This window comes from Billgrantia endophytica (assembly GCF_002879615.1).
Lineage (GTDB): Bacteria > Pseudomonadota > Gammaproteobacteria > Pseudomonadales > Halomonadaceae > Halomonas > Halomonas endophytica.
Window position 1 is genome coordinate 80,181 of sequence record NZ_PNRF01000019.1, and the last position, 22,959, is coordinate 103,139.

At 60.4% G+C, this 22,959-nt stretch carries 17 protein-coding genes and 2 tRNA genes; 5 read left to right on the forward strand and 14 right to left on the reverse strand.

What is annotated here, in order from left to right:
* Positions 1 to 98: 98 nt before the first annotated feature.
* The 9 genes from sucD to sdhC form a co-directional block, all read right to left on the reverse strand.
* Positions 99 to 971, reverse strand: a complete 873-nt coding sequence (gene sucD / locus C1H69_RS09765) for a succinate--CoA ligase subunit alpha (protein WP_102653214.1) — start codon at positions 969 to 971, stop codon at positions 99 to 101.
* Positions 971 to 2,137, reverse strand: a complete 1,167-nt coding sequence (gene sucC, locus C1H69_RS09770; protein ID WP_102653215.1) for an ADP-forming succinate--CoA ligase subunit beta — start codon at positions 2,135 to 2,137, stop codon at positions 971 to 973. Before sucC ends, sucD begins: the two co-directional genes overlap by 1 nt.
* Before the next feature lie 157 nt (positions 2,138 to 2,294).
* On the reverse strand, positions 2,295 to 3,734 hold the full coding sequence (lpdA, locus tag C1H69_RS09775; protein ID WP_102653216.1) for a dihydrolipoyl dehydrogenase: 1,440 nt from the start codon (positions 3,732 to 3,734) through the stop codon (positions 2,295 to 2,297).
* Between the two features lie 52 nt (positions 3,735 to 3,786).
* Complete coding sequence (odhB, locus tag C1H69_RS09780; protein WP_102653217.1) at positions 3,787 to 5,337, reverse strand: 2-oxoglutarate dehydrogenase complex dihydrolipoyllysine-residue succinyltransferase; 1,551 nt, start codon at positions 5,335 to 5,337, stop codon at positions 3,787 to 3,789.
* A gap of 42 nt (positions 5,338 to 5,379) precedes the next feature.
* Positions 5,380 to 8,214, reverse strand: coding sequence for a 2-oxoglutarate dehydrogenase E1 component (locus C1H69_RS09785; RefSeq protein WP_102653218.1), 2,835 nt, complete (start codon positions 8,212 to 8,214; stop codon positions 5,380 to 5,382).
* A 252-nt stretch (positions 8,215 to 8,466) separates the two neighbouring features.
* The gene (locus tag C1H69_RS09790) at positions 8,467 to 9,177 is read right to left on the reverse strand and encodes a succinate dehydrogenase iron-sulfur subunit (RefSeq protein WP_102653219.1); all 711 of its coding nucleotides are present in this window, start codon (positions 9,175 to 9,177) and stop codon (positions 8,467 to 8,469) included.
* Positions 9,178 to 9,189: 12 nt separating this feature from the next.
* Positions 9,190 to 10,962 (reverse strand): succinate dehydrogenase flavoprotein subunit, encoded by a 1,773-nt coding sequence (sdhA, locus tag C1H69_RS09795; protein ID WP_102653220.1) that lies wholly within the window; start codon positions 10,960 to 10,962, stop codon positions 9,190 to 9,192.
* Positions 10,963 to 10,965: 3 nt separating this feature from the next.
* Entirely contained in the window at positions 10,966 to 11,313 is a 348-nt protein-coding gene (sdhD, locus tag C1H69_RS09800; protein WP_102653221.1) for a succinate dehydrogenase, hydrophobic membrane anchor protein, read from the reverse strand.
* Positions 11,307 to 11,684, reverse strand: a complete 378-nt coding sequence (sdhC, locus tag C1H69_RS09805) for a succinate dehydrogenase, cytochrome b556 subunit (RefSeq protein ID WP_205738449.1) — start codon at positions 11,682 to 11,684, stop codon at positions 11,307 to 11,309. Before sdhC ends, sdhD begins: the two co-directional genes overlap by 7 nt.
* Before the next feature lie 466 nt (positions 11,685 to 12,150).
* Here sdhC and gltA point away from each other — a divergent pair, with 466 nt between their 5' ends.
* Positions 12,151 to 13,437, forward strand: coding sequence for a citrate synthase (gene gltA / locus C1H69_RS09810; RefSeq protein WP_102653223.1), 1,287 nt, complete (start codon positions 12,151 to 12,153; stop codon positions 13,435 to 13,437).
* A gap of 86 nt (positions 13,438 to 13,523) precedes the next feature.
* Positions 13,524 to 14,414, forward strand: a complete 891-nt coding sequence (locus C1H69_RS09815) for an NAD(P)-dependent oxidoreductase (RefSeq protein ID WP_102653224.1) — start codon at positions 13,524 to 13,526, stop codon at positions 14,412 to 14,414.
* Between the two features lie 490 nt (positions 14,415 to 14,904).
* On the opposite strand, the gene C1H69_RS09820 is transcribed toward C1H69_RS09815, so the two are convergent.
* The 3 genes from C1H69_RS09820 to gltX all read right to left on the reverse strand — a co-directional run bounded on the left by C1H69_RS09820 (position 14,905) and on the right by gltX (position 16,650).
* Positions 14,905 to 14,980: transfer RNA gene (locus C1H69_RS09820), tRNA-Glu, on the reverse strand.
* Between the two features lie 23 nt (positions 14,981 to 15,003).
* A tRNA-Ala gene (locus C1H69_RS09825) sits at positions 15,004 to 15,079 on the reverse strand.
* Positions 15,080 to 15,168: 89 nt separating this feature from the next.
* Positions 15,169 to 16,650 carry a glutamate--tRNA ligase gene (gltX, locus tag C1H69_RS09830; protein ID WP_102653225.1) on the reverse strand — a complete coding sequence of 494 codons (1,482 nt, stop codon included), beginning with the start codon at positions 16,648 to 16,650 and terminating at the stop codon, positions 15,169 to 15,171.
* 221 nt (positions 16,651 to 16,871) lie between these two features.
* Here gltX and C1H69_RS09835 point away from each other — a divergent pair, with 221 nt between their 5' ends.
* The gene (locus C1H69_RS09835) at positions 16,872 to 17,468 is read left to right on the forward strand and encodes a helix-turn-helix domain-containing protein (protein WP_102653226.1); all 597 of its coding nucleotides are present in this window, start codon (positions 16,872 to 16,874) and stop codon (positions 17,466 to 17,468) included.
* Positions 17,469 to 17,496: 28 nt separating this feature from the next.
* Here C1H69_RS09835 and C1H69_RS09840 read toward each other — a convergent pair whose 3' ends face one another.
* On the reverse strand, positions 17,497 to 18,096 hold the full coding sequence (locus tag C1H69_RS09840) for a hypothetical protein (RefSeq protein ID WP_102653227.1): 600 nt from the start codon (positions 18,094 to 18,096) through the stop codon (positions 17,497 to 17,499).
* A 2,027-nt stretch (positions 18,097 to 20,123) separates the two neighbouring features.
* Between C1H69_RS09840 and dusA the strand changes: the two genes are divergently transcribed.
* Positions 20,124 to 21,137 (forward strand): tRNA dihydrouridine(20/20a) synthase DusA, encoded by a 1,014-nt coding sequence (gene dusA, locus C1H69_RS09845; protein WP_102653228.1) that lies wholly within the window; start codon positions 20,124 to 20,126, stop codon positions 21,135 to 21,137.
* Positions 21,138 to 21,140: 3 nt separating this feature from the next.
* Here dusA and C1H69_RS09850 read toward each other — a convergent pair whose 3' ends face one another.
* Positions 21,141 to 22,172 carry a succinylglutamate desuccinylase/aspartoacylase family protein gene (locus C1H69_RS09850; protein WP_102653229.1) on the reverse strand — a complete coding sequence of 344 codons (1,032 nt, stop codon included), beginning with the start codon at positions 22,170 to 22,172 and terminating at the stop codon, positions 21,141 to 21,143.
* A gap of 165 nt (positions 22,173 to 22,337) precedes the next feature.
* Between C1H69_RS09850 and C1H69_RS09855 the strand changes: the two genes are divergently transcribed.
* Complete coding sequence (locus C1H69_RS09855; protein WP_102653230.1) at positions 22,338 to 22,958, forward strand: TetR family transcriptional regulator; 621 nt, start codon at positions 22,338 to 22,340, stop codon at positions 22,956 to 22,958.
* Position 22,959: the final 1 nt, after the last annotated feature.

The following is a 22,959-nucleotide window of genomic DNA, read 5'->3' on the forward strand; positions in this document are numbered from 1 at the left end:
TCACGCTCCTTGGCGATGAAAACGCCTCCAGCCTAGCCCATGCCCATAAAAAAGAGCACCCGAAGGTGCCCTTTTCCGTGAAGCGGGTAAAGCGATGCTTACCAGCCGGTCACTTCCTTCAATGCATCGCCGATCTGGGCCAGCGAACGCACGGTTTTCACGCCGGCGTCTTCCAGGGCGGCGAACTTCTCGTCCGCGGTGCCCTTGCCACCGGAAATGATCGCACCGGCATGGCCCATGCGCTTGCCCGGAGGCGCTGTCACACCGGCGATATAGGAGACAACCGGCTTGGAGACGTTGGCCTTGATGTAGGCGGCAGCCTCTTCCTCGGCGGTGCCCCCGATCTCACCGATCATGACGATCGCTTCGGTCGCCGGGTCCTTCTCGAACAGCTCGAGGATATCGATGAAGTTGGAGCCCGGGATCGGGTCGCCACCGATGCCCACACAGGTGGACTGGCCAAAACCGTGATCGGTGGTCTGCTTGACGGCTTCATAGGTCAGAGTGCCGGAGCGGGATACGATGCCGACCCGGCCCGGCTGATGGATATGACCCGGCATGATGCCGATCTTGCACTCGCCCGGGGTGATCACGCCGGGGCAGTTGGGGCCGATCAGCCGCACGCCCAACTCGTCGCACTTCACCTTGACGTCCAGCATGTCCAGGGTCGGAATGCCTTCGGTGATGCAGACGATCAGCTTGATACCGGCGTTGGCGGCCTCGAGGATCGAGTCCTTGCAGAACGGGGCCGGGACGTAGATCACGCTGGCCTCGGCGCCAGTCTGCTCCACGGCTTCCTTGACGGTGTTGAAGACCGGCAGGCCCAGGTGCTCCTGGCCACCCTTGCCCGGGGTCACGCCGCCAACCATCTTGGTGCCGTAGGCGAGCGCCTGTTCGGAGTGGAAGGTCCCCTGGCCGCCAGTGAAGCCCTGGCAGATGACCTTGGTGTTCTTGTCGATCAGGATGCTCATTACTTGCCCTCCGCTGCCTTGACAACCTGCTGAGCCGCATCGGTCAGACTGGTAGCAGCGATGATGTTCAGACCGCTGGAAGCCAGCTTCTCGGCACCCAGCTCGGCGTTGTTACCTTCCAGACGCACCACCACCGGCACGTTGACACCGACCTGCTCGACGGCGCCAATGATACCCTCGGCGATCATGTCGCAACGCACGATACCACCGAAGATGTTGACCAGAACGGCCTTGACGGAATCGTCGGAGAGGATGAGCTTGAAGGCTTCCGCCACGCGCTCCTTGGTGGCGCCGCCGCCAACATCGAGGAAGTTGGCCGGCTGGCCGCCGTTCAGCTTGATGATGTCCATGGTGCCCATGGCCAGGCCCGCACCGTTGACCATGCAGCCGATGTTGCCTTCCAGGGCCACATAGTTGAGGTCCCAGGCGGCCGCTTCGGCTTCGCGCTCGTCTTCCTGGGACGGGTCTCGCATGGCCTGCAGGTCCGGGTGACGGTACAGGGCATTGCTGTCCAGGTTGAGCTTGGCGTCCAGGCAGTGCAGGTTGCCGTCGTCGGTGATCACCAGCGGGTTGATCTCGAGCAACGCCAGGTCCTTTTCGTGGAACAGGCGGGAGAGGCCCAGGAAAATCTTGGTGAACTGCTTGACCTGGTCACCCTTGAGGCCCAGGGCGAAGGCCAGCTCACGCGCCTGGTACGGCTGAGCGCCGACCAACGGGTCGATCTCGGCCTTGAGGATCTTCTCGGGGGTTTCCTCGGCGACCTTCTCGATCTCGACACCACCCTCGGTCGAGGCCATGAAGACCACGCGGCGGGTGGCGCGGTCGACCACGGCGCCCAGGTAGAGTTCGCTTGCGATGTCGGTGCAGTTCTCGACCAGGATCTTGGCAACCGGCTGACCGTTCTCGTCGGTCTGGTAGGTCACCAGATTCTTGCCCAGCCACTGCTCGGCAAAGGCCTTGGCCTCTTCCGGGCTCTTGATCAGCTTGACGCCGCCGGCCTTGCCGCGGCCGCCTGCGTGGACCTGGGCCTTGACGACCCACATCTCACCGCCAATCTTCTTGCACGCTTCCGCGGCTTCCTCGGGAGTGTCGACCGCGAAGCCCTTGGATACCGGTAGACCATAATCAGCAAACAGCTGCTTGCCTTGATACTCGTGAAGGTTCATCGATTCATGCCATTGGTTGCATGTGACTCGAACGGCAACCGCGAAATACCGCCTGTTGCGGTCTATTCCGGGCTACCCCCGTTCGTACCCGATACATGGCCGGGAACGACGCGCCATCCACATGGATGGCGCTTGTTGTAGCGTTACGCGAGCTGGATTACTTGCGCTTCTTGCGGTTGGCCATGTGGATCGCATGCCCCTCCACCGCCAGGGCGGCTTCGTGCACGGCTTCCGACATGGTCGGGTGGGCGTAGCAGGTCAGTGCCAGATCCTCGGCGCTGGAGCCGAATTCCAGGGCAATCACACCCTGGGCAATCATCTCGCCAGCATGCTGGCCGACGATGTGCACACCCAGGATGCGATCGGTTTCGGCATCGGCAATGATCTTGGCCTGGCCTTCCGTTGCGTTGTTGGCCATGGCACGACCACTGGCGGCAAACGGGAAGGAGCCGGTCTTGACCTCGATTCCCTTGGCCTTGGCATCCTGCTCGGTCATGCCGACCCAGGCCACCTCGGGGAAGGTGTAGATGACACAGGGAATGGCGTCGTAGTTCATCTCGGCCTTGTGGCCGGCGATGATGTCGGCAACCATGATGCCCTCTTCGGAGGCCTTGTGGGCCAGCATCTGTCCGCGCACGCAGTCGCCGATGGCATAGATGCCCGGCACGCTGGTACGGCACTGGTCATCGACGTGGATGAAACCACGCTCGTCCAGGCCGACGCCGACGCCATCCGCCACCACGCCCTGGGTGTAGGGACGCCGACCGACACAGACGATCAGCTTGTCGAAGGTCATTTCCTGGTCGCCGTCGGAATCGGTGTACTTGACGACCACTTCCTTTCCCTTGACCTCGGAGCCGGTAACACGGGCACCCAGCTTGATATCCAGGCCCTGCTTCTTGAGCAGTTTCTGGGTCTCCTTGGCGATGGCGGAATCGACTATCGGCAGGAAGCTGTCCATGGCTTCGAGCACGGTGACGTCACTGCCCAGCCGGCTCCATACGCTACCCAGCTCCAGGCCGATGACACCAGCCCCGATCACGCCCAGACGCTTCGGGGCCTCCTGGAATTTCAGGGCGCCGGTGGAGTCGACGATGATATCTTCGGTCAACGGAGCCGGCGGTATCTCCACCGGCACCGAGCCAGCCGCGATGACGATGTTGTCGGCATCGTAAGTGGTTGCCTTGCCATCCTTGTCGGTGACTTCCACCTGCTTCGAGGCGATCACCTTGCCGGTACCCGCGATGGACGTCACGCCATTCGCCTTGAACAGGCCGGCGATCCCGCCGGTCAGGTTCTTAACGATCCTGTCCTTGCGGGCCATCATCTTCTTGACGTCCATGGTGACGTCACCGGCCTCGATGCCCAGGTCGGCGAAGTCGTGCTTGGCCTCGACGAACTTGTGAGAAGCCTCGAGCAGCGCCTTGGAGGGAATGCAGCCGACGTTCAGGCAGGTACCGCCATTGACGACGGTGCCATCCTTGCCGACCCACTTCTCGACACAGGCGGTCTTCAGCCCCAGTTGGGCAGCGCGGATGGCGGCCACGTAGCCCCCGGGGCCCGCACCGATGACGATCACATCAAATTTATCGGCCATTTGCTTTTCCTGTAAATCGGTTCGCGTTTGAGTCCGTTGAATCGGGCGTCGGTCAGACGTCCAGCAGCAGGCGTGCCGGGTCTTCCAGCAGCTCCTTGATGGTGACCAGGAACTGTACCGCATCCTTGCCATCGATCATGCGGTGATCATAGGAGAGCGCCAGGTACATCATCGGACGGATTTCGACCTTGCCATTCACGGCCATGGGACGTTCCTGGATCTTGTGCATGCCCAGGATGGCGGTTTGCGGCGGGTTGATGATGGGCGTCGACATCAGCGAGCCGAAGATGCCCCCATTGGTAATGGTGAAGGTACCGCCCTGCATCTCGTCGATGCCGAGCTTGCCGTCGCGGGCCCGCTTGCCGAAGTCGACGATGCCCTTCTCGACGTCGGCGATCTTCATGCTGTCGGTGTCACGCAGCACCGGCACCACCAGGCCACGGTCGGTGGAAACCGCCACGCCGATGTCCTGATAACCGTGATAGACGATGTCGGTGCCGTCGATGGAGGCGTTGACATCCGGGAAGCGCTTGAGCGCCTCGCTTGCCGCCTTGACGAAGAAGCCCATGAAGCCAAGCTTGACATCATGCGCCTTGAGGAAGGTGTCCTTGTACTGGGCCCGTAACCCCATTACCGCGCCCATGTCCACCTCGTTGTAGGTGGTCAGCATGGCGGCGGTCTGTTGCGCCTCGACCAGGCGCTTGGCGATGGTCTTGCGCAGACGGCTCATGGGCACCCGCTTCTCGGGGCGTTCGCCCTCGACCACCGGTGTCGCAGGTGCGGCCTGTTGCCGGGCGCTGGCGGGCTTTGCGGCGGACTTCTTCGCGGTGCCTTCCTTGATCGCTTTCTGCACGTCTTCCTTGAGGATGCGGCCACCCTTGCCAGTGCCCTGGATGGCGTTCACGTCGAGGTCATGCTCTGCCACCATCTTGCGCGCGGCCGGCGCGAGGATCTTGTCGCCAACCTTCTCGTCGATGCTTTCGTCACCGTCTGCGGCTGCCGTCTCGGCCGGCGCGGCGTTATCACCACCGGCACCTTCGACGAAGATGGCCAGCACCGCTTCGGACTCGACCTGGCTACCCTCTTCGGCCTTGATGTCGGCCAGGGCACCATCGGCCGGCGCCACTACCTCGAGCACCACCTTGTCGGTTTCGATATCGACCAGTACCTCGTCGCGCTTGACCGCCTCGCCGACCTGCTTGTGCCAGGTGGCCACGGTGCCTTCCTGGATCGATTCGGGGAAGGTCGGCGCCTTCACCTGGTGCTTCTTGCCACCACCGGCGGAATTTTCCGCCTTGGCATCGCTCGGCGCTGCCGCTTTCTGGTCAGCCTTCTTGTCGCTCTTGTTCCCGCCGCCGGCGGCCTTGCCTTCACCGAGCCTGCCCAGCACCTGCTCTGACTGAACGGTATCGCCCTCTTCAGCCAGCATCTCGGTCAGGGTGCCGGCCTCGGGCGCCAGCACCTCGAGCACCACCTTGTCCGTTTCGATCTCGACAATCAGTTCATCGCGCTCGACGCTATCTCCCGGCTTCTTGTGCCAGGCAGCCACACTGCCTTCGGCAACGGATTCCGGAAAGGTGGGCGCTTTGATCTCGGTAGCCATGTTGTTTCCCTTGTATGTTCTCTCTCGTCCCGGTGGGTCGCCTTAGAGGTTGAAGGCGTCTTCCACCAGCTGGCGCTGCTGTTCAGTGTGCACGGACATGTAACCTGCCGCGGGTGCCGCCGATGCCGGCCGGCCGGCAAACTTCAGTTCTCCGCCCAGGCCATTCTTGAGCATGTCGGCCACGGCTCGCATATGGTGCTGGCTCGAGTACCACGCACCCTGGTTGAGCGGCTCTTCCTGGCACCACACCACGGTCTCGAGGCTGGTATAGTCCTTCAGCGCCTCGAAAAGCTCCTCCTTGGGGAAGGGGTACAGCTGTTCGATACGCAGGATGACGGTGTCGTCGCGTTCCTGTTCTTCGCGGCTGGCGGCCAGGTCATAGTAGACCTTGCCGGCGCAAAGGATGGCACGCTTGACCTTCCCGGCCTCGAGCTTGCCCTGGTCGGGCAGCACCATCTGGAAGTGACCGCTGGCCAGATCGTCGAGACTGGAAGTCGCCTCCTTGTGACGCAACAGGCTCTTGGGTGTCATTACCACCAGCGGCTTGCGCAGTGGGCGGATCACCTGGCGACGCAGCAGGTGGAAGATCTGCGCCGGGGTGGTCGGCACGCAGACCTGCATGTTGTGCTCGGCACACATCTGCAGGAAGCGCTCGAGACGCGCCGACGAGTGTTCCGGCCCCTGCCCTTCGTAACCATGCGGAAGCAGCATGGTCAAACCGCAAAGCCGCCCCCACTTGGTCTCACCGGAAGAGATGAACTGGTCCACCACCACCTGCGCACCATTGAAGAAGTCGCCGAACTGGGCTTCCCAGATCACCAGGTCGTTGGGTGCCGTGGTGGCATAGCCGTACTCGAACGCCAGAACCGCTTCCTCGGAAAGGAAGGAGTCGTGGATAGTGAAGCGCGGCTGCCCATCGGCCATGTGCTGCAGTGGCACGTAGACGCTGCCGTCCTTCTGGTTGTGCACCACCGCATGCCGGTGGGAGAAGGTGCCGCGGCCTACGTCCTGGCCGGTAATACGTACCGGATGCCCCTCATCGAGCAGCGTGGCGTAGGCCAGCGTCTCGGCGAAGCCCCAGTTCAGGCCCAGGCCACCAGCCTGCATCTTGCGACGGTCTTCATATATCTTGGTGACCTGACGCTGTACCTCGACCCCGTCGGGAATCTCGCACATCCTGGCAGCCAGACGCTGCAGGCGCTTCATCTCCACGCTGGTATCGGCGTAACCGCTCCATTCGTGACCGAGGTAAGGCTTCCAGTCGACGAACAGAGAAGTGTTGGGCTGTTGCACCAGGGCATTGGCCACGTGGTTGCCAGCCGTCAAGTCCTCACGGTAGGTCTCGATCATGGCCTTGGCATCGTCCTCGGAGATGACGCCCTGCTCGACCAGACGCCTGGCATACAGGGTCCGCGACGAGGGATGATCCTTGATCTTGCGATACATCATCGGCTGGGTGCCGGACGGCTCGTCGGCCTCGTTGTGGCCACGGCGACGATAGCAGACCAGGTCGATGACCACGTCCTTCTTGAACTGCTGCCGATAGTCCAGCGCCACCTGGGTGGCATGCAGCACGGCGTCCGGATCATCGCCGTTCACGTGGAAGATCGGCGCCTGGACCATCTTGGCGATATCGGTGCAGTACTCGGTGGAACGCGTGTCCTGCGGATGCGACGTGGTGAAGCCGACCTGGTTGTTGATGACGATATGCACCGTGCCACCGGTCTTGTAGGCACGGGTCTGGGACATCTGGAATGTCTCCATGACCACGCCCTGGCCGGCAAAGGCCGCGTCACCGTGGATGTTGATCGGCAGTACCTTGGTGCCTTCCAGGTCGTCACGACGATCCTGGCGAGCCCGCACCGATCCTTCGACCACGGGAGAGACGATCTCCAGGTGGGAAGGGTTGAAGGCCAGCGCCAGGTGGACTTCGCCGCCCGGCGTCATGACGTTGGAGCTGAAGCCCTGATGATACTTGACGTCGCCGGAGCCCCGCTCGATGAGCTTCTTGCCGTCGAATTCGTCAATCAGCTCGGAGGGATTCTTGCCGAGGATGTTGACCAGCAGGTTGAGACGACCGCGGTGGGCCATGCCGATGACCACCTCCTTGATGCCGTAGCCACCGCCCCGCTGGATCAGCTCGTCCATCATCGGGATAAAGGACTCGCCTCCCTCCAGGCCAAAGCGCTTGGTACCGGGATACTTGGAGGCCAGGTAGTTTTCCAGGCCTTCGGCCGCGGTGAGTCGTTCCAGCAGATGCTGACGCACCTCGTCGCTGTACTTGGGCGCGGAACGCACCGACTCGAAACGCTGCTGAAGCCAACGCTTCTCCTCGGTATCGACGATGTGCATGACTTCGCAGCCGATCGAGCGGCAGTAGGTCTGCTCCAGCGCCTCGACGATCTCGCGCAGGGTCGCCTTGTCCACTCCCAGGAAGAAGGAACCGGTCTGGAACTCGATATCGAGATCGGCCTGGGAAAGCTGGTGGAAAGAAAGGTCGAGGTCGGGAACGGGGATCTGACTGCGCAGATCGAGCGGGTCGATATTGGCCTTCTGATGGCCCCGGAAGCGATAGGCGTTGATCAGCTGGAGGACCTTGACCTGCTTCCTGTTCTCACCGCTATCGGCAGCGCCAGCCACCTGCGTGGTGCGACGCGCTCGTGCCAGTTGATGGAACTGGTCGCGAACAGGGCCGAGGGGAACATCGTGGGTGGGGCCGCCTTCCGTGCCGGGCAGCTGGTCGAAGTAGGTTCGCCACTCTTCGGGGACGGAACCAGGGTCGGCGAGGTATTGCTCGTAGAGCGCTTCCACATAGTGAACGTTGCTGCCGCTCACGTGGGAGCTGTTCCACATCAACTCCATTATGCCTTGTTGCATCTCTCGGTCACCCTACACTGATGGGGTGTTGTCGGCGCCGTCACGGGCCAGCCGCGGCGGCTTGGCTGGTGCCCTGCCGGAAGGGCGTCTTCATATCCGGCGGCTCCGGCCGCCAGGCCGGAATCCTTGAAATCCATGGTCAAGAGCCGGCACCTATGGCACCGGCTCTTGTCCAGCTGTTACGGGAACCAGCCGCGACAACTCGCCGCGGCCGAATTCCGCTCGCCATGATAGCAAGCCCTTGGCCACGATTTAAGTGGCATCGGCCAACAGCATGTCACGGATCTTGCCGATGGCACGAGTCGGGTTGAGCCCCTTGGGGCAAACCGCCACGCAATTCATGATGCCACGGCAGCGAAACACGCTGAACGGATCCTCGAGCTCGGACAGTCGTTCCTGAGTCGCGGTATCGCGGGAGTCCGCCAGGAAGCGGTAGGCCTGAAGCAGGCCGGCCGGTCCAACGAACCTCTCCGGGTTCCACCAGAACGACGGGCAGGCGGTCGAGCAGCAGGCGCACAGGATGCACTCGTAGAGCCCATCCAGCTTGTCGCGTTCTTCCGGTGACTGCAGGCGCTCGATGGCCGGAGTTGGTTCGTCGTTCTGCAGATACGGCTGGATGCGCCCGTACTGCTTGTAGAACAGCCCCATGTCGACCGCCAGGTCGCGCACCACCGGCAGACCCGGCAGCGGACGCAATACCAGCTTGTTGTTCTTGACCACCTGGGACAGCGAGGTGACGCAGGCCAGGCCATTCTTGCCGTTCATGTTCATACCGTCGGAGCCACACACGCCTTCACGGCAGCTGCGACGGTAGGCCAGGGTCGTGTCCTCGGCCTTGAGCATCTCCAGGACGTTGAGAACCATCAGGTCACGGCCCTGGGTGTCTACTCGATACTCCTGCATGTAGGGTGCGGAGTCGGTTTCCGGGTTGTAGCGGTAGATGGATACCTGAAGCATGGACATCGTGACTCCCCCTTAGTAGGTACGGATTTTCGGCTCGAAGGTGTCAACGGTCTTCGGCTTGAAGTTCACGTCGCGCTTGCCGACCTTCTTTTCGGTCGGGAAGTACATGGAGTGCTTCAGCCAGTTGACATCGTCGCGCTCCGGATAGTCGTAGCGGGAGTGAGCACCACGACTCTCCTTGCGCTCCAGAGCCGCAATGGCGGTGGCTTCGGCCACTTCCATCAGATTGTCGAGTTCGAGTGCCTCGATACGCGCCGTGTTGAAGGCGCCGGATTTGTCGACCAGGTGCGCCTCGGCGATACGGCCGCGCAGGTCAGCCAACTTCTTGACCCCTTCCTGCATGTTGTCTTCCTGGCGGAACACGCCGAAGGCGTTCTGCATGATGCCCTGGAGCTCGGTCTTCAGGTCGGCCACCGATTCGCCGCCGCCGGACTCGTTCCAACGATTGATGCGCTTCATGGCGCTGTCGATATCGGATTCCGAGGCGTCGAGGTACTCGATGCCCTCGTTGAGCGCACCCTCGATATACATGCCGGCGGCGCGGCCGAACACCACCAGGTCGAGCAGCGAGTTGCCGCCCAGGCGGTTGGCGCCGTGAACCGAGACACAGGCCGCTTCACCACAGGCAAACAGGCCGTTGACGATACGGTCGTTGCCATCGGCGTCCTGCATGATCGCCTGGCCATGCACGTTGGTCGGGATCCCGCCCATCATGTAGTGACAGGTCGGCACCACAGGAATCGGCGCTTCGGTCGGGTCGGCATGGGCGAAGATCTTGGACAACTCGCTGATGCCGGGCAGGCGCTTGTTGAGAACCTCCTCGCCCAGGTGATCCAGCTTGAGATAGACGTGATCGCCATTCTCGCCGCAACCACGGCCTTCGAGGATTTCCATGACCATGGAGCGGGCCACGACATCGCGGCCGGCCAGATCCTTGGCATTGGGGGCGTAACGCTCCATGAAGCGCTCGCCATCCTTGTTGACCAGGTATCCCCCCTCGCCGCGACACCCTTCGGTGACCAGCACCCCGGCACCATAGATGCCGGTGGGATGGAACTGCCACATTTCCATGTCCTGCATCGGGAAACCGGCACGCAGCGCCATGCCGATGCCGTCACCGGTATTGATCAGCGCATTGGTGGTAGAGGCGTAGATGCGACCGGCACCACCAGTGGCCATGACGGTAGCCTTGGACTTGATGTGCACCACTTCACCGGTCTCGATGCACATGGCGATGCAGCCCACCACATCGCCATTGGCGTTCTTGACCAGATCGACCGCAAACCACTCGTTGAGGAAGGTGGTGTTGTTCTTCAGGTTATTCTGATACAGGGTGTGCAGCAGCGCGTGGCCTGTGCGGTCTGCCGCGGCACAGGTACGGGCCGCCTGACCGCCTTCACCGAAGGCCTTGGACTGACCGCCGAACGGACGCTGGTAGATGCGACCGTTGTCGAAACGCGAGAACGGCAACCCCATGTGCTCCAGCTCGAATACGGCCTTGGGGCCCTCGGAGCACATGTACTCGGCGGCATCCTGATCGGTGATGTAGTCGCCGCCCTTGACGGTGTCGTACATGTGCCAGCGCCAGTCGTCATTGGGATCGGCGGAAGCGATGGCGCAGGTGATGCCGCCCTGGGCGGAAACGGTATGGGAGCGGGTCGGGAAGACCTTGGACAACACGGCGGTCTTCTTGCCGGACTTGGCCAGCTCGAGCGCGGCACGCAGGCCAGCGCCGCCACCGCCGATGATGATGGCGTCGAAGGTCAGACTACGCATGGTTGACATGAATCAGGCTCCCCACAGAACTTGAATGCCCCAAATCAGGAACACGAAAATGGCCAGGATGATGGCGATTTGGGCGCCAACGCGAGTGCTGGTCGACTTGAGGTAGTCGGTGGTCACGGTCCATAGGCCGATCCAGGCATGAGCGGCAAGCGAGACGAAGGCCAGCAAGGAGAAGACGCGCATCCAGGTCTGGGCAAACAGGCCGCTCCAGGTGGCGTAATCAAGCCCCGGATTGAACAGCAGGTAAGCAACGATAAAGAGGGTATAGAGCGCCAGGATAACCGCCGACACGCGCTGGATGAGCCAGTCGGACAAGCCACTGCGACCGAGACTTGTGATGTTGGTTACCATACCCAGACTCCCGCCAGAATGATCAGAACGGCACTCACCACCACGGTGATCTGCGCCTTCTTGACGCCACCCTCGAGGGTCACGCCGATATCGGCATCCATCAGCAGGTGCTTGATGCCGGCCACGAAGTGGAACGCCAGGGCTGACAGCAGCCCCCAGGCGATCAATTTCGCCAGGATGTTGTTCGCCAGGGCATCGTTCACCGCTGCAAAGCCAGCCGGGGACGACAGCGACTTGTCGAGGGCCCAGAAGGCAAAGATGAGTCCGATGAAGAGGATAACGCCAGTGATACGATGGGCGATCGACGTCAGGGCGGGAAGTGGGAACTGTATCGTGGTGAGGTCGAGGTTGACGGGTCGTTTGCTATTCACGGCTCTATACACACTCTCTTGGCTCGCTCCTCGCCAATGGCACGTTGGCTAGAGCGGGCGGTGGTTTGAGGTAGGGGGCTCGCCGCTGCCGGGACGGGCATGACAACGAGTACCTGCCAGTCGCGCGCTGTGGATTATAAGGACATGAAGCGCCAGTGACAAATGAACACCGGTTGAACTCGACCATGGTTCAAGCCGGCTCGCACCCAGGCGAGCGGCAAGCATTGGCGGCGATGCCCTGAACAAGCCACCCGGCGCGGCACTCATGGTGCATGGCATCATTTATTATACGGATAGCTATACAAAAAACATCAGCATGTATAAAAACACCCTGGCTTAAGCCCAATTGACAATCCCGGGAACGCTTCTATAGTGGGCAAACCTTTTTTCGCGGGCCCAGCTTTAGAAAACACTGTTTGCGAAATAACGACTTAACGAACCAATTCGACTTCGAGAGGAGGCCAGCATGGCTGACAGGAAAGCGACACTGACGGTAGACGGTCTGGACAAGACGATCGAACTGCCGATCTACTCCGGCTCCCTGGGGCCCGACGTAGTCGATGTACGCGGCCTCGGCGCCGAAGGTCTGTTCACCTACGATCCGGGCTTCATGGCAACCTCCTCGTGCCAGTCCGCCATTACTTACATCGATGGCGCCAAAGGCGTCCTGCTGCATCGCGGCTACCCGATCGACCAATTGGCCAAGGAGTCCAACTTCGTCGAGATGTGCTACCTGCTGCTGTTCGGCGAACTGCCGACCGATGCGCAGTACGCCGATTTCGAGTCGCGAGTCCGCAACCACACCATGGTCCATGATCAGATCAACAACTTCTTCAAGGGTTTCCGTCGCGACGCTCATCCGATGTCCATCCTGTGCGGCGTGGTTGGCGGCCTGGCGGCCTTCTACCACGATCACATGGATATTTCCCAGGAAGAAGACCGCGTGATCAGCGCGATCCGGCTGGTCGCCAAGATGCCGACCCTTGCGGCCATGTCCTACAAATACAACGTGGGCCAACCGTTCAACTATCCGCGCAACGACCTGAGCTATGCCGAGAACTTCCTCTACCTGATGTTCAGCAACCCTTGCGAGGAGTACAAGACCAACCCGGTATTCGCCAAGGCCATGGACCGCATCTTCATGCTCCATGCCGACCATGAGCAGAACGCTTCCACCTCGACGGTACGCCTGGCTGGCTCCACCGGCGCCAACCCGTTCGCCTGTATCAGCGCCGGTATCGCCGCCCTCTGGGGCCCGGCACATGGCGGCGCCAACGAGGCCGTGCTGAACATGCTGGACGAAATCGGTGACGACTCCGAAGAGAATATCCAGCGCTTCGTCGACAAGGCCAAGGACAAGGACGATCCTTTCCGCCTGATGGGCTTCGGCCACCGCGTCTATCGCAACTTCGACCCTCGCGCCAAAGTCATGAAGGAGACCTGCGACGAAGTATTGGCCGAACTGGGCATGGCCGACGACCCGCAGCTCAAGATAGCCAAGCGCCTGGAGCAGATCGCCCTGGAAGACGAGTACTTCGTCGAGCGCAAGCTCTACCCGAACGTCGACTTCTATTCCGGCATCATCCTCAAGGCCATGGGCATTCCAACCAATATGTTCACGGTGATCTTCGCTGTGTCCCGCACCATTGGCTGGATCTCCCACTGGCACGAAATGCTGAGCGACGACTACAAGATCGGTCGCCCTCGCCAGCTCTATATCGGCCACGACAAGCGCGACTATCCTGCCAAGTAAGCCGGCAGGTCGCGGCTCCGTGTCGCTTCGCACCGAAGGCCGCCCACGGGCGGCCTTCTTCGTATCGCACTCTCAGGAGATACCCGATGAGCCAACCAATTTCCACCGTCGCCTTTATCGGACTGGGTGTAATGGGCTACCCCATGGCCGGGCACCTTGCCAGCCAGGGATTCCCGGTGCGCGTCTATAACCGCACCCCCGCCAAGGCCGAAGCCTGGGTCGCCGAACATGGCGGCAGCCATCACAGCACGCCAGAGGAAGCCGCCCGGGGGGCCGATCTGGTACTGGTTTGCGTGGGCAACGATGATGACGTACGCCAGGTCACGACCGGCTCACAAGGTGTCCTGCACGGCATGGCACCGGGCAGCCTGCTGGTCGATCACACCACCGCGTCCGCCGACCTGGCCGAAGAGCTCGATACGGCCTGCCGCGAGAAACAGATCGGCTTCATCGATGCCCCGGTCTCCGGTGGCCAGCAGGGGGCGGAGAACGGCGCCCTCACCATCATGTGCGGCGGAACCGGGGCCGACTTCACACGGGCCGAAACCACACTTGGACACTACGCCAAGGCCGTAACCCTGATGGGCCCCCCCGGCAGCGGCCAATTGACCAAGATGGTCAACCAGATCTGTATCGCCGGGCTGGTGCAGGGGCTGGCTGAGGGCCTGCACTTCGCCGAACAGGCCGGGCTTGACCAACAGCGCGTCGTCGATGTGATTTCCAAGGGGGCCGCCGGCTCCTGGCAGATGGAGAATCGACACAAAACCATGATCGACGACAAGTACGAGCACGGCTTTGCCGTCAACTGGATGCGCAAGGACCTTGGCATCTGCCTGGAGCAGGCTCGCCGACTTCAGGCCCGCCTACCCGTGACAGCCCTGGTCGACCAGTTCTATGGGGACGTGCAAGGGATGGGTGGTGGGCGATGGGACACGTCTTCTCTGCTGCGCCGTCTACGGGCATTCAAGGACGGCTGACAGTTCCGGGGCGCCTCCCCACAGGCGGTGCCCTCCTGCTCCATCACGTATTAGAAAACTACGCCTCGAGGTTCGACACCCCCTCACTATCGGACCTTAGGCACCACGCTTTCCAAGGTCTTAGCGTTTTCCACACATTCTGTGGATAACCCTGTTTACAAGTGCGAGGAAACATCATCAAATCGGCATGGGCAGGGGGCTGCTCTTAGATTGGCTACTTTTTGATCAATTTTAAGTGCATGAATTAAAAGGATTTATTGCATAACGCCTGCTCTGCAGCCCGCTACCCATGACAGCATGAACGAGAGAGGCCACAGGACTGTACGAGTGGACAAGTCAAGCCCTAAAACACCGAAAAATCGGCACTTCAATGCGTTTTACACGCAAGCGGAAGCCGTCACCGTAAGAGGCGACAGGATGACGAAAAAAGACGCACCAGGCGTCTCGGGGGATCATTGACAAGGATCGTGTTCAGAAAGCAAATTCGAAATGGCGTCCCATAGGGGGTTCGAACCCCTGTTCCCGCCGTGAAAGGGCGGTGTCCTAGACCACTAGACGAATGGGACGCAACGTCGCACACAAGAGGAATTGGTGGAGCCTAGCGGGATCGAACCGCTGACCTCAACACTGCCAGTGTTGCGCTCTCCCAGCTGAGCTAAGGCCCCGAATGTCTCGTGAAGACGAGGCGTATAATACTGATCCGCCTCGCCTTCGTCAACAGGAAAAACGCCAACTTCCTGTCGCGCCCTCCCGATTACGGCAGCTCCCTGTATTCCTTCTCGAATCGCTTGGCCTGCTTCTTGGAAACCCCGCCCAGCACCTCGATGGCATGACGCAGCCGTGCCCGCGTCATGTCCGAACCCAGTATGACCATGGCATCCATGACCGAGGTGCTTGCCGAAGAGCCGGTAATCGCAATGAACACCGGCGCCAGGAACTCCTTCATCTTGAGCTCGAAGTGGTCGGCCAGCATCTTGATATCGGCCAGCAAAAGCTCCTTGTCCCAAGTCGGGACCACCTCGAAACGCCATATGAGTAACTGCAGCAGCCTGACCAGGTCCTCTCGACCCAACTTGATGCTGTCGAAGTCACTTTCGCTGATTTCTGGCAAACCGGAGAAGAAATGACCCGCCAATGGCACCACCTGGGAAAGCGTCTCCACCCGGGTCCGCACCTGAGGGAGTATCTGGTTGACATATTCCTCGTTGAAGGACCATTCCATCAGGGCCTTGAGGAAGGCACGGTCATCCAGGTCCTCTCGGATATAGAGCCCATTGAGCCAGGTCAGCTTCTCGAGGTCGAAAACCGGTCCACCAAGCGAGACACGCTGGATGTCGAAATGCGCCATCATTTCGTCAAGACCGAATTTCTCACGCTCGTCGGGCATGGACCAGCCCATGCGACCCAGGTAATTGGTCACCGCCTGAGGCAGGAAGCCCATGCGTCGGTAATAATTGATCGAAGTAGGATTCTTGCGCTTGGACAGCTTTGACTTGTCTGGATTGCGCAGCAGCGGCATATGACACAAAACCGGCATCCGCCAGCCGAAGTATTCATAGAGGAGCTGGTGTTTAGGTGCGGAATTGATCCACTCTTCGCCGCGCAACACATGGGTAATACCCATCAAGTGATCGTCCACCACATTGGCCAGGTGGTAGGTCGGCATGCCATCCGACTTGAGCAGGATCTGAGCATCCACCTGCGCCCAGTCGACCTCAATGGGATCACGCAGCATGTCGTCGATCATGCAGGTACCGCTGGACGGCACCTTCATACGCACCACATGGGGCCAACCCTCGCGCTCACGGCGGCTTTGTTCTTCGACCGGTAACGCCAGATCGGCAGGCTTCAGTGCCAGATGCATGCCAGCCGCCTTGCGTGCGTCACGTAGCTCGTCCAGCTCTTCGCTGGTCCGATAACACTTGAACGCGTGTCCCGCCTCGAGCAGCTGACGCGCATGCTCGGCGTAGATATCGCCACGTTCGCTCTGGCGATAAGGACCGTGCGGCCCGCCCACATCGGGACCCTCATCCCATTCCAGGCCCAGCCAGCGCAGCGAGTCGAGAATCATCTGCTCGGACTCGGAGGTGGAGCGAATCCGATCGGTGTCCTCGATACGCAAAATGAACCGCCCGCCATGCTGACGGGCGAAGCAGAGGTTGAACAGGGCAATGTAGGCGGTGCCCACATGGGGGTCACCGGTCGGTGAGGGCGCAATACGGGTACGTACGGTCATGTCGTCCTTTATCCGTTGGGGGATGAGCATGCGAACATTATACGCACCTGCGGTGAATGAATGCAGGCAGCCGCAACCGGATATCAACACACCTAACCGAGACCCATGATTCGATGCAAGACTCGCTCCCAGGGTTGTTGTATCGTTGAAGCGTCAAATTTGCACACTCAACGGGGATCATCGACTATCCTCTCCTTGTTAACTGTCGCCAGGATGACGAGATGGATTCATTGGGCCCACGCATCAAACAGTTACGTCTGGAGGCAAGCCTCAACAAGGCCGCGCTGGCAAGAAAGGTTGGCGTTTCCGATGTCACGATCTCCTATTGGGAGTCTGGCGCCATCAAACAGATTGGGCACGAGCGTCTCGTTGCGCTGGCAGAGGCCCTGAACTGTCCTCTCAGCCGACTGCTGGAGGGCGATGACGCCGTCTTGTCGTCCCCGCTCTATCTTTATGGCAAATCGCCTGCACCATGGCTCGATCCTGCCGCCAATCGCATCGCTCTCCCTGGCGAATACCTGCCTGGCACGAACTGGAAAGGTAAATGCTATCTCGTCACACCCGCGCCGGGTGAGCACTTCGACTATCTCGCTTTCGGTGATCTGGCCGCAGTCGGCCCCACCGCGGCATATGAAATGCCGGGTCGTTATCTGATTGAAGGGGGAATGGGGCTGTTCATAGGTCAACTGGAGCGCGGCGGTAGTGGCGAACTGCTTTATAGTGGCGAAGCCAAGACAGCACCCAAGGCCACACCGTTGCCGGCAAGTGATCGCCTGATCGGAAAGCTGTTGATGTGCTGGCGTCAGGAAGGCGCCTGAACGGCACCCTGCCCCTCGCCCGGTCCTGTTACTCGACTTCCAGCACCTCGACTTGATCCGTGGTTCTGCGCGGCTCACTGCCAATCAGGTAACGTTGTGAATAGCTGGCAACCAGCCCAAGCCCGTGGCGCGATCGTTGTACCAACGGCCCCGTGAGGTGTTCACCCTGATCACCAATCCGCTCTCTCACTGCCGATGGCTGAACGCTCGCCTCGGGCAGGTTGACGGTGATGGTGTAACCGCCATCGGGCAACCCGCTTCCCGGGCCAAAGGGCCCGGCGACAAAGCGCCCTTCCTCGACACTGGTTCGTGACTGCCAGCGCACCCCACTGAGCTCCCGCTCCACTACGATCAACAGCCGTGCGTCCTCCGGCAAATTGGTTTCACCATCGACCATGAGACGTCGATCACTGCGTAGCGTCGTCGATGCTGTGATCATCACCGGTACATCGAAAGGCTCTACCGTGGTAGTCGCTTCGACGGGTTCTGCACGAGGCGGGGCTTCAGCCTCCACGTTCGATTCACCCGCCTCCTCCTGGAGGGGCGCGTCCTCATCATCGGCCCCGCACCCCGAAAGCACCAGCAGTACCACCAAACCCATGCAGGACAGTCGACGCGTCACCTTCATGAACTCCTCCAGACCGATCAATGACCATCTAGACTACCACTGGCCTTGAGGGTTCGTCCCAATGGCGCTGCATATATCGACAAGCCCAGACGCCATGCCATGCTTCCCCAAGGGCCTCGTCCTCTTCAATGCCTCCTCCACTCATACCGGGCGCCGACACCCAAGCATCGAGACAATCCCTGAACGAGCCCTTTATTCTACCTTCGTCCCGCACCTCCAAAACACGCTGTATACGCCAATTGACTATCAACGAGATCGACTCCTCCGAGCGGGAGCCTTCACTCCTTATCTTGCGGCATCCGCCAAACAGGTCGAATATCACCTTGGTTATCATGACAGCCAGCGAACGAAGACAGCTTCAAGCTGTTACTGCATTGAGATGGCATTAGACGCACTACCAGTGGCTGATCAACTTCTCGCCCACCATGCCGGATTATATCATCTCAACAACTTGCTTAGACCAAGGCTTTCTGCAAGAAACAACCTATAACTCCAGAAACCAACAACTGCGAAATATAACCCCTGACATAAAGATGCCACCCCTGTCCAAGCAGCCTTCCTGGCTGGGGCTCCTGTCTTTCCGCGACGCATCCTTTCCAAATACAATTTTAAATCATATTGATTTTTTTGTATCGACGGCTTTATACAGTGACGCACCGCCAGAAAAATTTACACGCCTGCGGCCCGCAACCGGTCGAACCGTCCGAGAGATGGGCTGCCACATGCATGAAGCCCGGCCTTGCGGCCGGGCTTCAATTCTACCTCCTTCTCCTGCCCACCACGAACATCCTGTTCATGCATCCTTGGATCTTTTGAGCCTTCCTGGCCAAGTCTTCCCTGTCGAGCCCTCCGTTGCCCGAGGAATACACAATGACATTGATCAACAGGGAATTGATTAACATAGATCAAGTTTTTCAATAAATTACATTCCCGACTTTTTAAAAACCCACAACCTGAAAAAGAAAGCCCGGCCGTAAGGCCGGGCTTCGATCTCAACATCCTTTTACTACCACCGTGAACATCCTGTTCACGCATCCCTGGACAAAAGCCTTCCTGGCTTGATCTTCCCTGCCGAGCAATCCGTAGCTCGTTGAATACACAATGACAGCTTAAGCAGGGTAAATAATTAACTCAGGTTATGAATTCTTGTAAGATATTTCCTACACAGAATGTAGGCGATCGACGCAAAGCCGGGATAGCTGGCGCACAGCAAGATCCGAACCTGTCGCAGCAGGCTCTAGCCAAGCTATCGGCCGCTGCAATGAATACTTTAACCTCTCCCGTGTGATGGTCCGCCATGCGACAGCTCTCCTATCCAGAAAGCGGGGCGTGGCACCATGCCCCTCGGTATATTCAACCGGAGGCGGCCCGGCATCTGCGCTGTGCAAACCGGAGGCATCGCTGGAGCAACGACGAGAAGAGTTTGCGACAGTGAAAACATGGTAGACACCCTGCCAAGCCGGCAAGAGAAAGCCCGACGCGTTGTGGCCGGGCTATAAAACCGGATTCCTTTTCCTGCTTTTCACGACCGTCCTGTCGTGCATCCCTAGCAACAACGAGCGTTCCGTGCCCGACCTTCCTCTGTTCCCGCATCCCTGCGAGCTACCCTGCAGCCTAGGTTCATGACCGACTCACCACAAATTGAAAGAATTCATGGAAAATCACCCAGTTCGGCATATGTCCCCTGGCCCAACGACCAAGCCGGCATGATGGCGGTGCCAGCGTCGATAGCCTTTACCTACGCCAGCAGCATCGTATTCGTTGATATCGAAGCCTTGATGGCCGCCTGGGCGACGAGATCCGTGCTGAATGTCTTACTCTGTGCTGGACACCCTTTCTTGCGTACAATGGCCCGCCACCGGGTACCGCGCTTCTGACATGTCGCCATGGTGTACCACCCCTAAGCCGGAAACGGGCCATGCCCGCACTTTGGTACAAAGATGGTACAGCAAGGAAGGTTTCAAGCGGTATTCAACAGGATTAAACAGTGTAAATTTACAGTATATCGCGCACGGTAAGCAGTTGATATGACAGTAAAGCACCCTATTTCAGAGGCTCGACGGTTCGCAGTTGCCCCCATGATGGATTGGACGACACGCGAACAGAGAGCCTTCGCCCGGACGCTGACCCGGCGTGCGCTGCTGTATACCGAAATGGTGACCACCGGCGCCATCCTGCACGGTAGCCCGCGGTCGCGCTTCCTCGGCTACAACGAGGTGGAGCATCCTCTGGCGCTGCAGTTGGGCGGCAGTGATGCCGGCGAGTTGGCCGAATGTGCGGCCATCGCCGAGGAATGGGGTTATGACGAGGTCAACCTGAACGTAGGCTGTCCCAGCGACCGGGTACAGAACAACCTGATCGGTGCCTGCCTGATGGGGTATCCGGACAAGGTGGCAGCGGCAGTACGCGCCATGCGTGAGGCGGTATCGATTCCGGTGACGGTGAAGTGTCGTATCGGTATCGATGACCAGGACGAGGATGCCGATCTTGAGCACTTCATTTCCCAGGTGGCCGACGCCGGCTGCGAGGTGTTCATTGTCCACGCCCGCAAGGCATGGCTACAGGGGCTCTCGCCCAAACAGAACCGCGACGTCCCACCGCTCAACTACCCTCGCGTACACCGCCTGAAGGCGAGCCGGCCGGAGCTGCATATCGGCATCAATGGGGGTATCAAGACGCTGGAGGAGTGTCGGCACCACCTGGCACGGGTCGACAGCGTGATGATCGGCCGCGAAGCCTACCAGAATCCCTGGCTGCTGGCCGGGGTGGACCAGGCCCTCTACGGTGAGCCCGGCCCCGCCATCAGCCGCCACGCGGCAGCACGGGCCTTCCGCCCCTACATTGCCAAACGGCTGGAGGAAGGCGCCAAGCTCAATCACATCACCCGTCACCTGCTGGGCCTGTTCCAGGGTCAGAAAGGCGGGCGCCGCTTCCGCCGGCATCTTTCCGAGTACGCTCACCGCGACGGGGCGGACCTGAAAATCTTCGACGACGCGCTCAGCCTGGTGCCCGAAATCACGCCCGTTGCCGAGATCGCCTGACGATCAGTAGAGAGAATCCAGAGGCGGCTCCAGGCTGGAATGGAACCCTTCCACGGCACTTTCGGCTTCTTCGATCACATCGAAGCGCGCGATATGAAAGAGCGCCTCGCCTTCGTTGGCCAGCGGCAGCCGGCTCATGCCGATGACGATGCCGTCGGCAATGGCCGTTACGGCGGCCTCCGCATTGCCGAAAGGGTCAGCCACCTTGCCCAGCACATCCCCCTTGGCGACCCGCGCGCCCAGGCGCACCTTGGGCCGCAGGATGCCATCGATGGGGGCCCGTGCCCAGCTCGAACCATTTGCCAGCTCCGCCGCCGGTGGTGACCGACGACGATGCTCGCCGGTCAGCATTCCCAGTCGGCGCATGGCCCGAAGCACACCGCGAACCCCCGGCGTAATCGCCCATTCGTCGAAACGCAGCGCTTCACCCGCCTCGTAGGTCAGCACCGGTATCCCCTTGTTCTGGGCATAGTGCCGCAAGCTGCCTTCGCGCAGCTCGGCATTGAGGATCACCGGCGCGCCAAAGGCATTTGCCATGCGCTCTGTCTCGCTGCCGGGACTCAACTGGGCACGGATCTGCGGCAAGTTGGTACGATGAATGGCACCGGTATGCAGATCGATGATATGAGTAGCGTGGTCGACGATCTGCTCACGAAACAACGCGGCAATACGGCCTCCCAGGGAGCCTGTCTCACTGCCGGGAAAGCAACGGTTCAGGTCCCGCCGGTCCGGTAGATAGCGGCTGTGCTGCATGAAGCCGAAGACATTCACAATGGGCACCGCCACCAGCGTGCCCCGTAACCCCTGGATCTGGCGTGAGCGCAGCAGCCGGCGCACGATCTCGACGCCGTTGATCTCATCGCCATGAATGCCGCCGCATACCAGCAATACCGGACCATGCTGCCGGCCATGCACCACTTCCACGGGGATATGCAGCGGAGCATGGGTATAGAGCTTGGCTACCGGGACGTCGATCTGGATGCGGCTGCCTGGCATTACCTTGATGCCGGTGAGTTCGAAAGGGGCGCGGGCCATGGAGCGGCTTCCTGTAACAGAACAGTGTTCTTCCTGTTATACCCCGACGACTTCCAAATGACGAGGCGTGTCACAAGGTCACATCCATACACTCATGAATGTAAAAAGCCGCTCATTCGCGTAGAATAAGGGAAGATCTCCATTGTTTGAGAATGACGCCCCAACATGGCCCGACGCACGAAGGCGGAAGCCGCCGCCACACGAGAAGCCCTGCTCGATGCTGCCGAGGAGATATTCCTCGAACGCGGTGTTGCCCGTACCTCATTAGAGCAGATCGCTCGCCATGCCGGCATGACCCGCGGTGCGGTCTACTGGCATTTCCGCAACAAGGCCGACCTGTTCAGGGCCATGCTTGATCGTGTACGCATGCCGTTTCAGGAGCTGATCGACGAGATCGGCGACCCCAATCTTGCCACGGCCCCACTCGAAGCCATTCATCAGGCCTGTCAAAGGGGCTTTACACGACTGGAGCAACCCCGTTATCGCCGTGTGCACGCCATCCTGATCCACCACTGCGAAGTCTTCGGCGAGATCGATCCGCTGAGCATGCAGAATGAAATGGCGGAAGAAGCCCTTGGGGCCCTGGTCGATTACTTCGGCTGCGCGGCCCGTCTCGGGCAATTGCGAACGGACCTCCAGCCCGAACTCGCCGCACGACTCCTGCAGTCCAGCCTGAGCGGGCTCTTCCATGACTGGCTGCGTAACCATGAGCAGTTCTCGATCCACCAGCGCGGCATGGAACTGGTCGATACCCTGTTGAAGCTCTTGGCTCGCGAGTCGGGCTGAA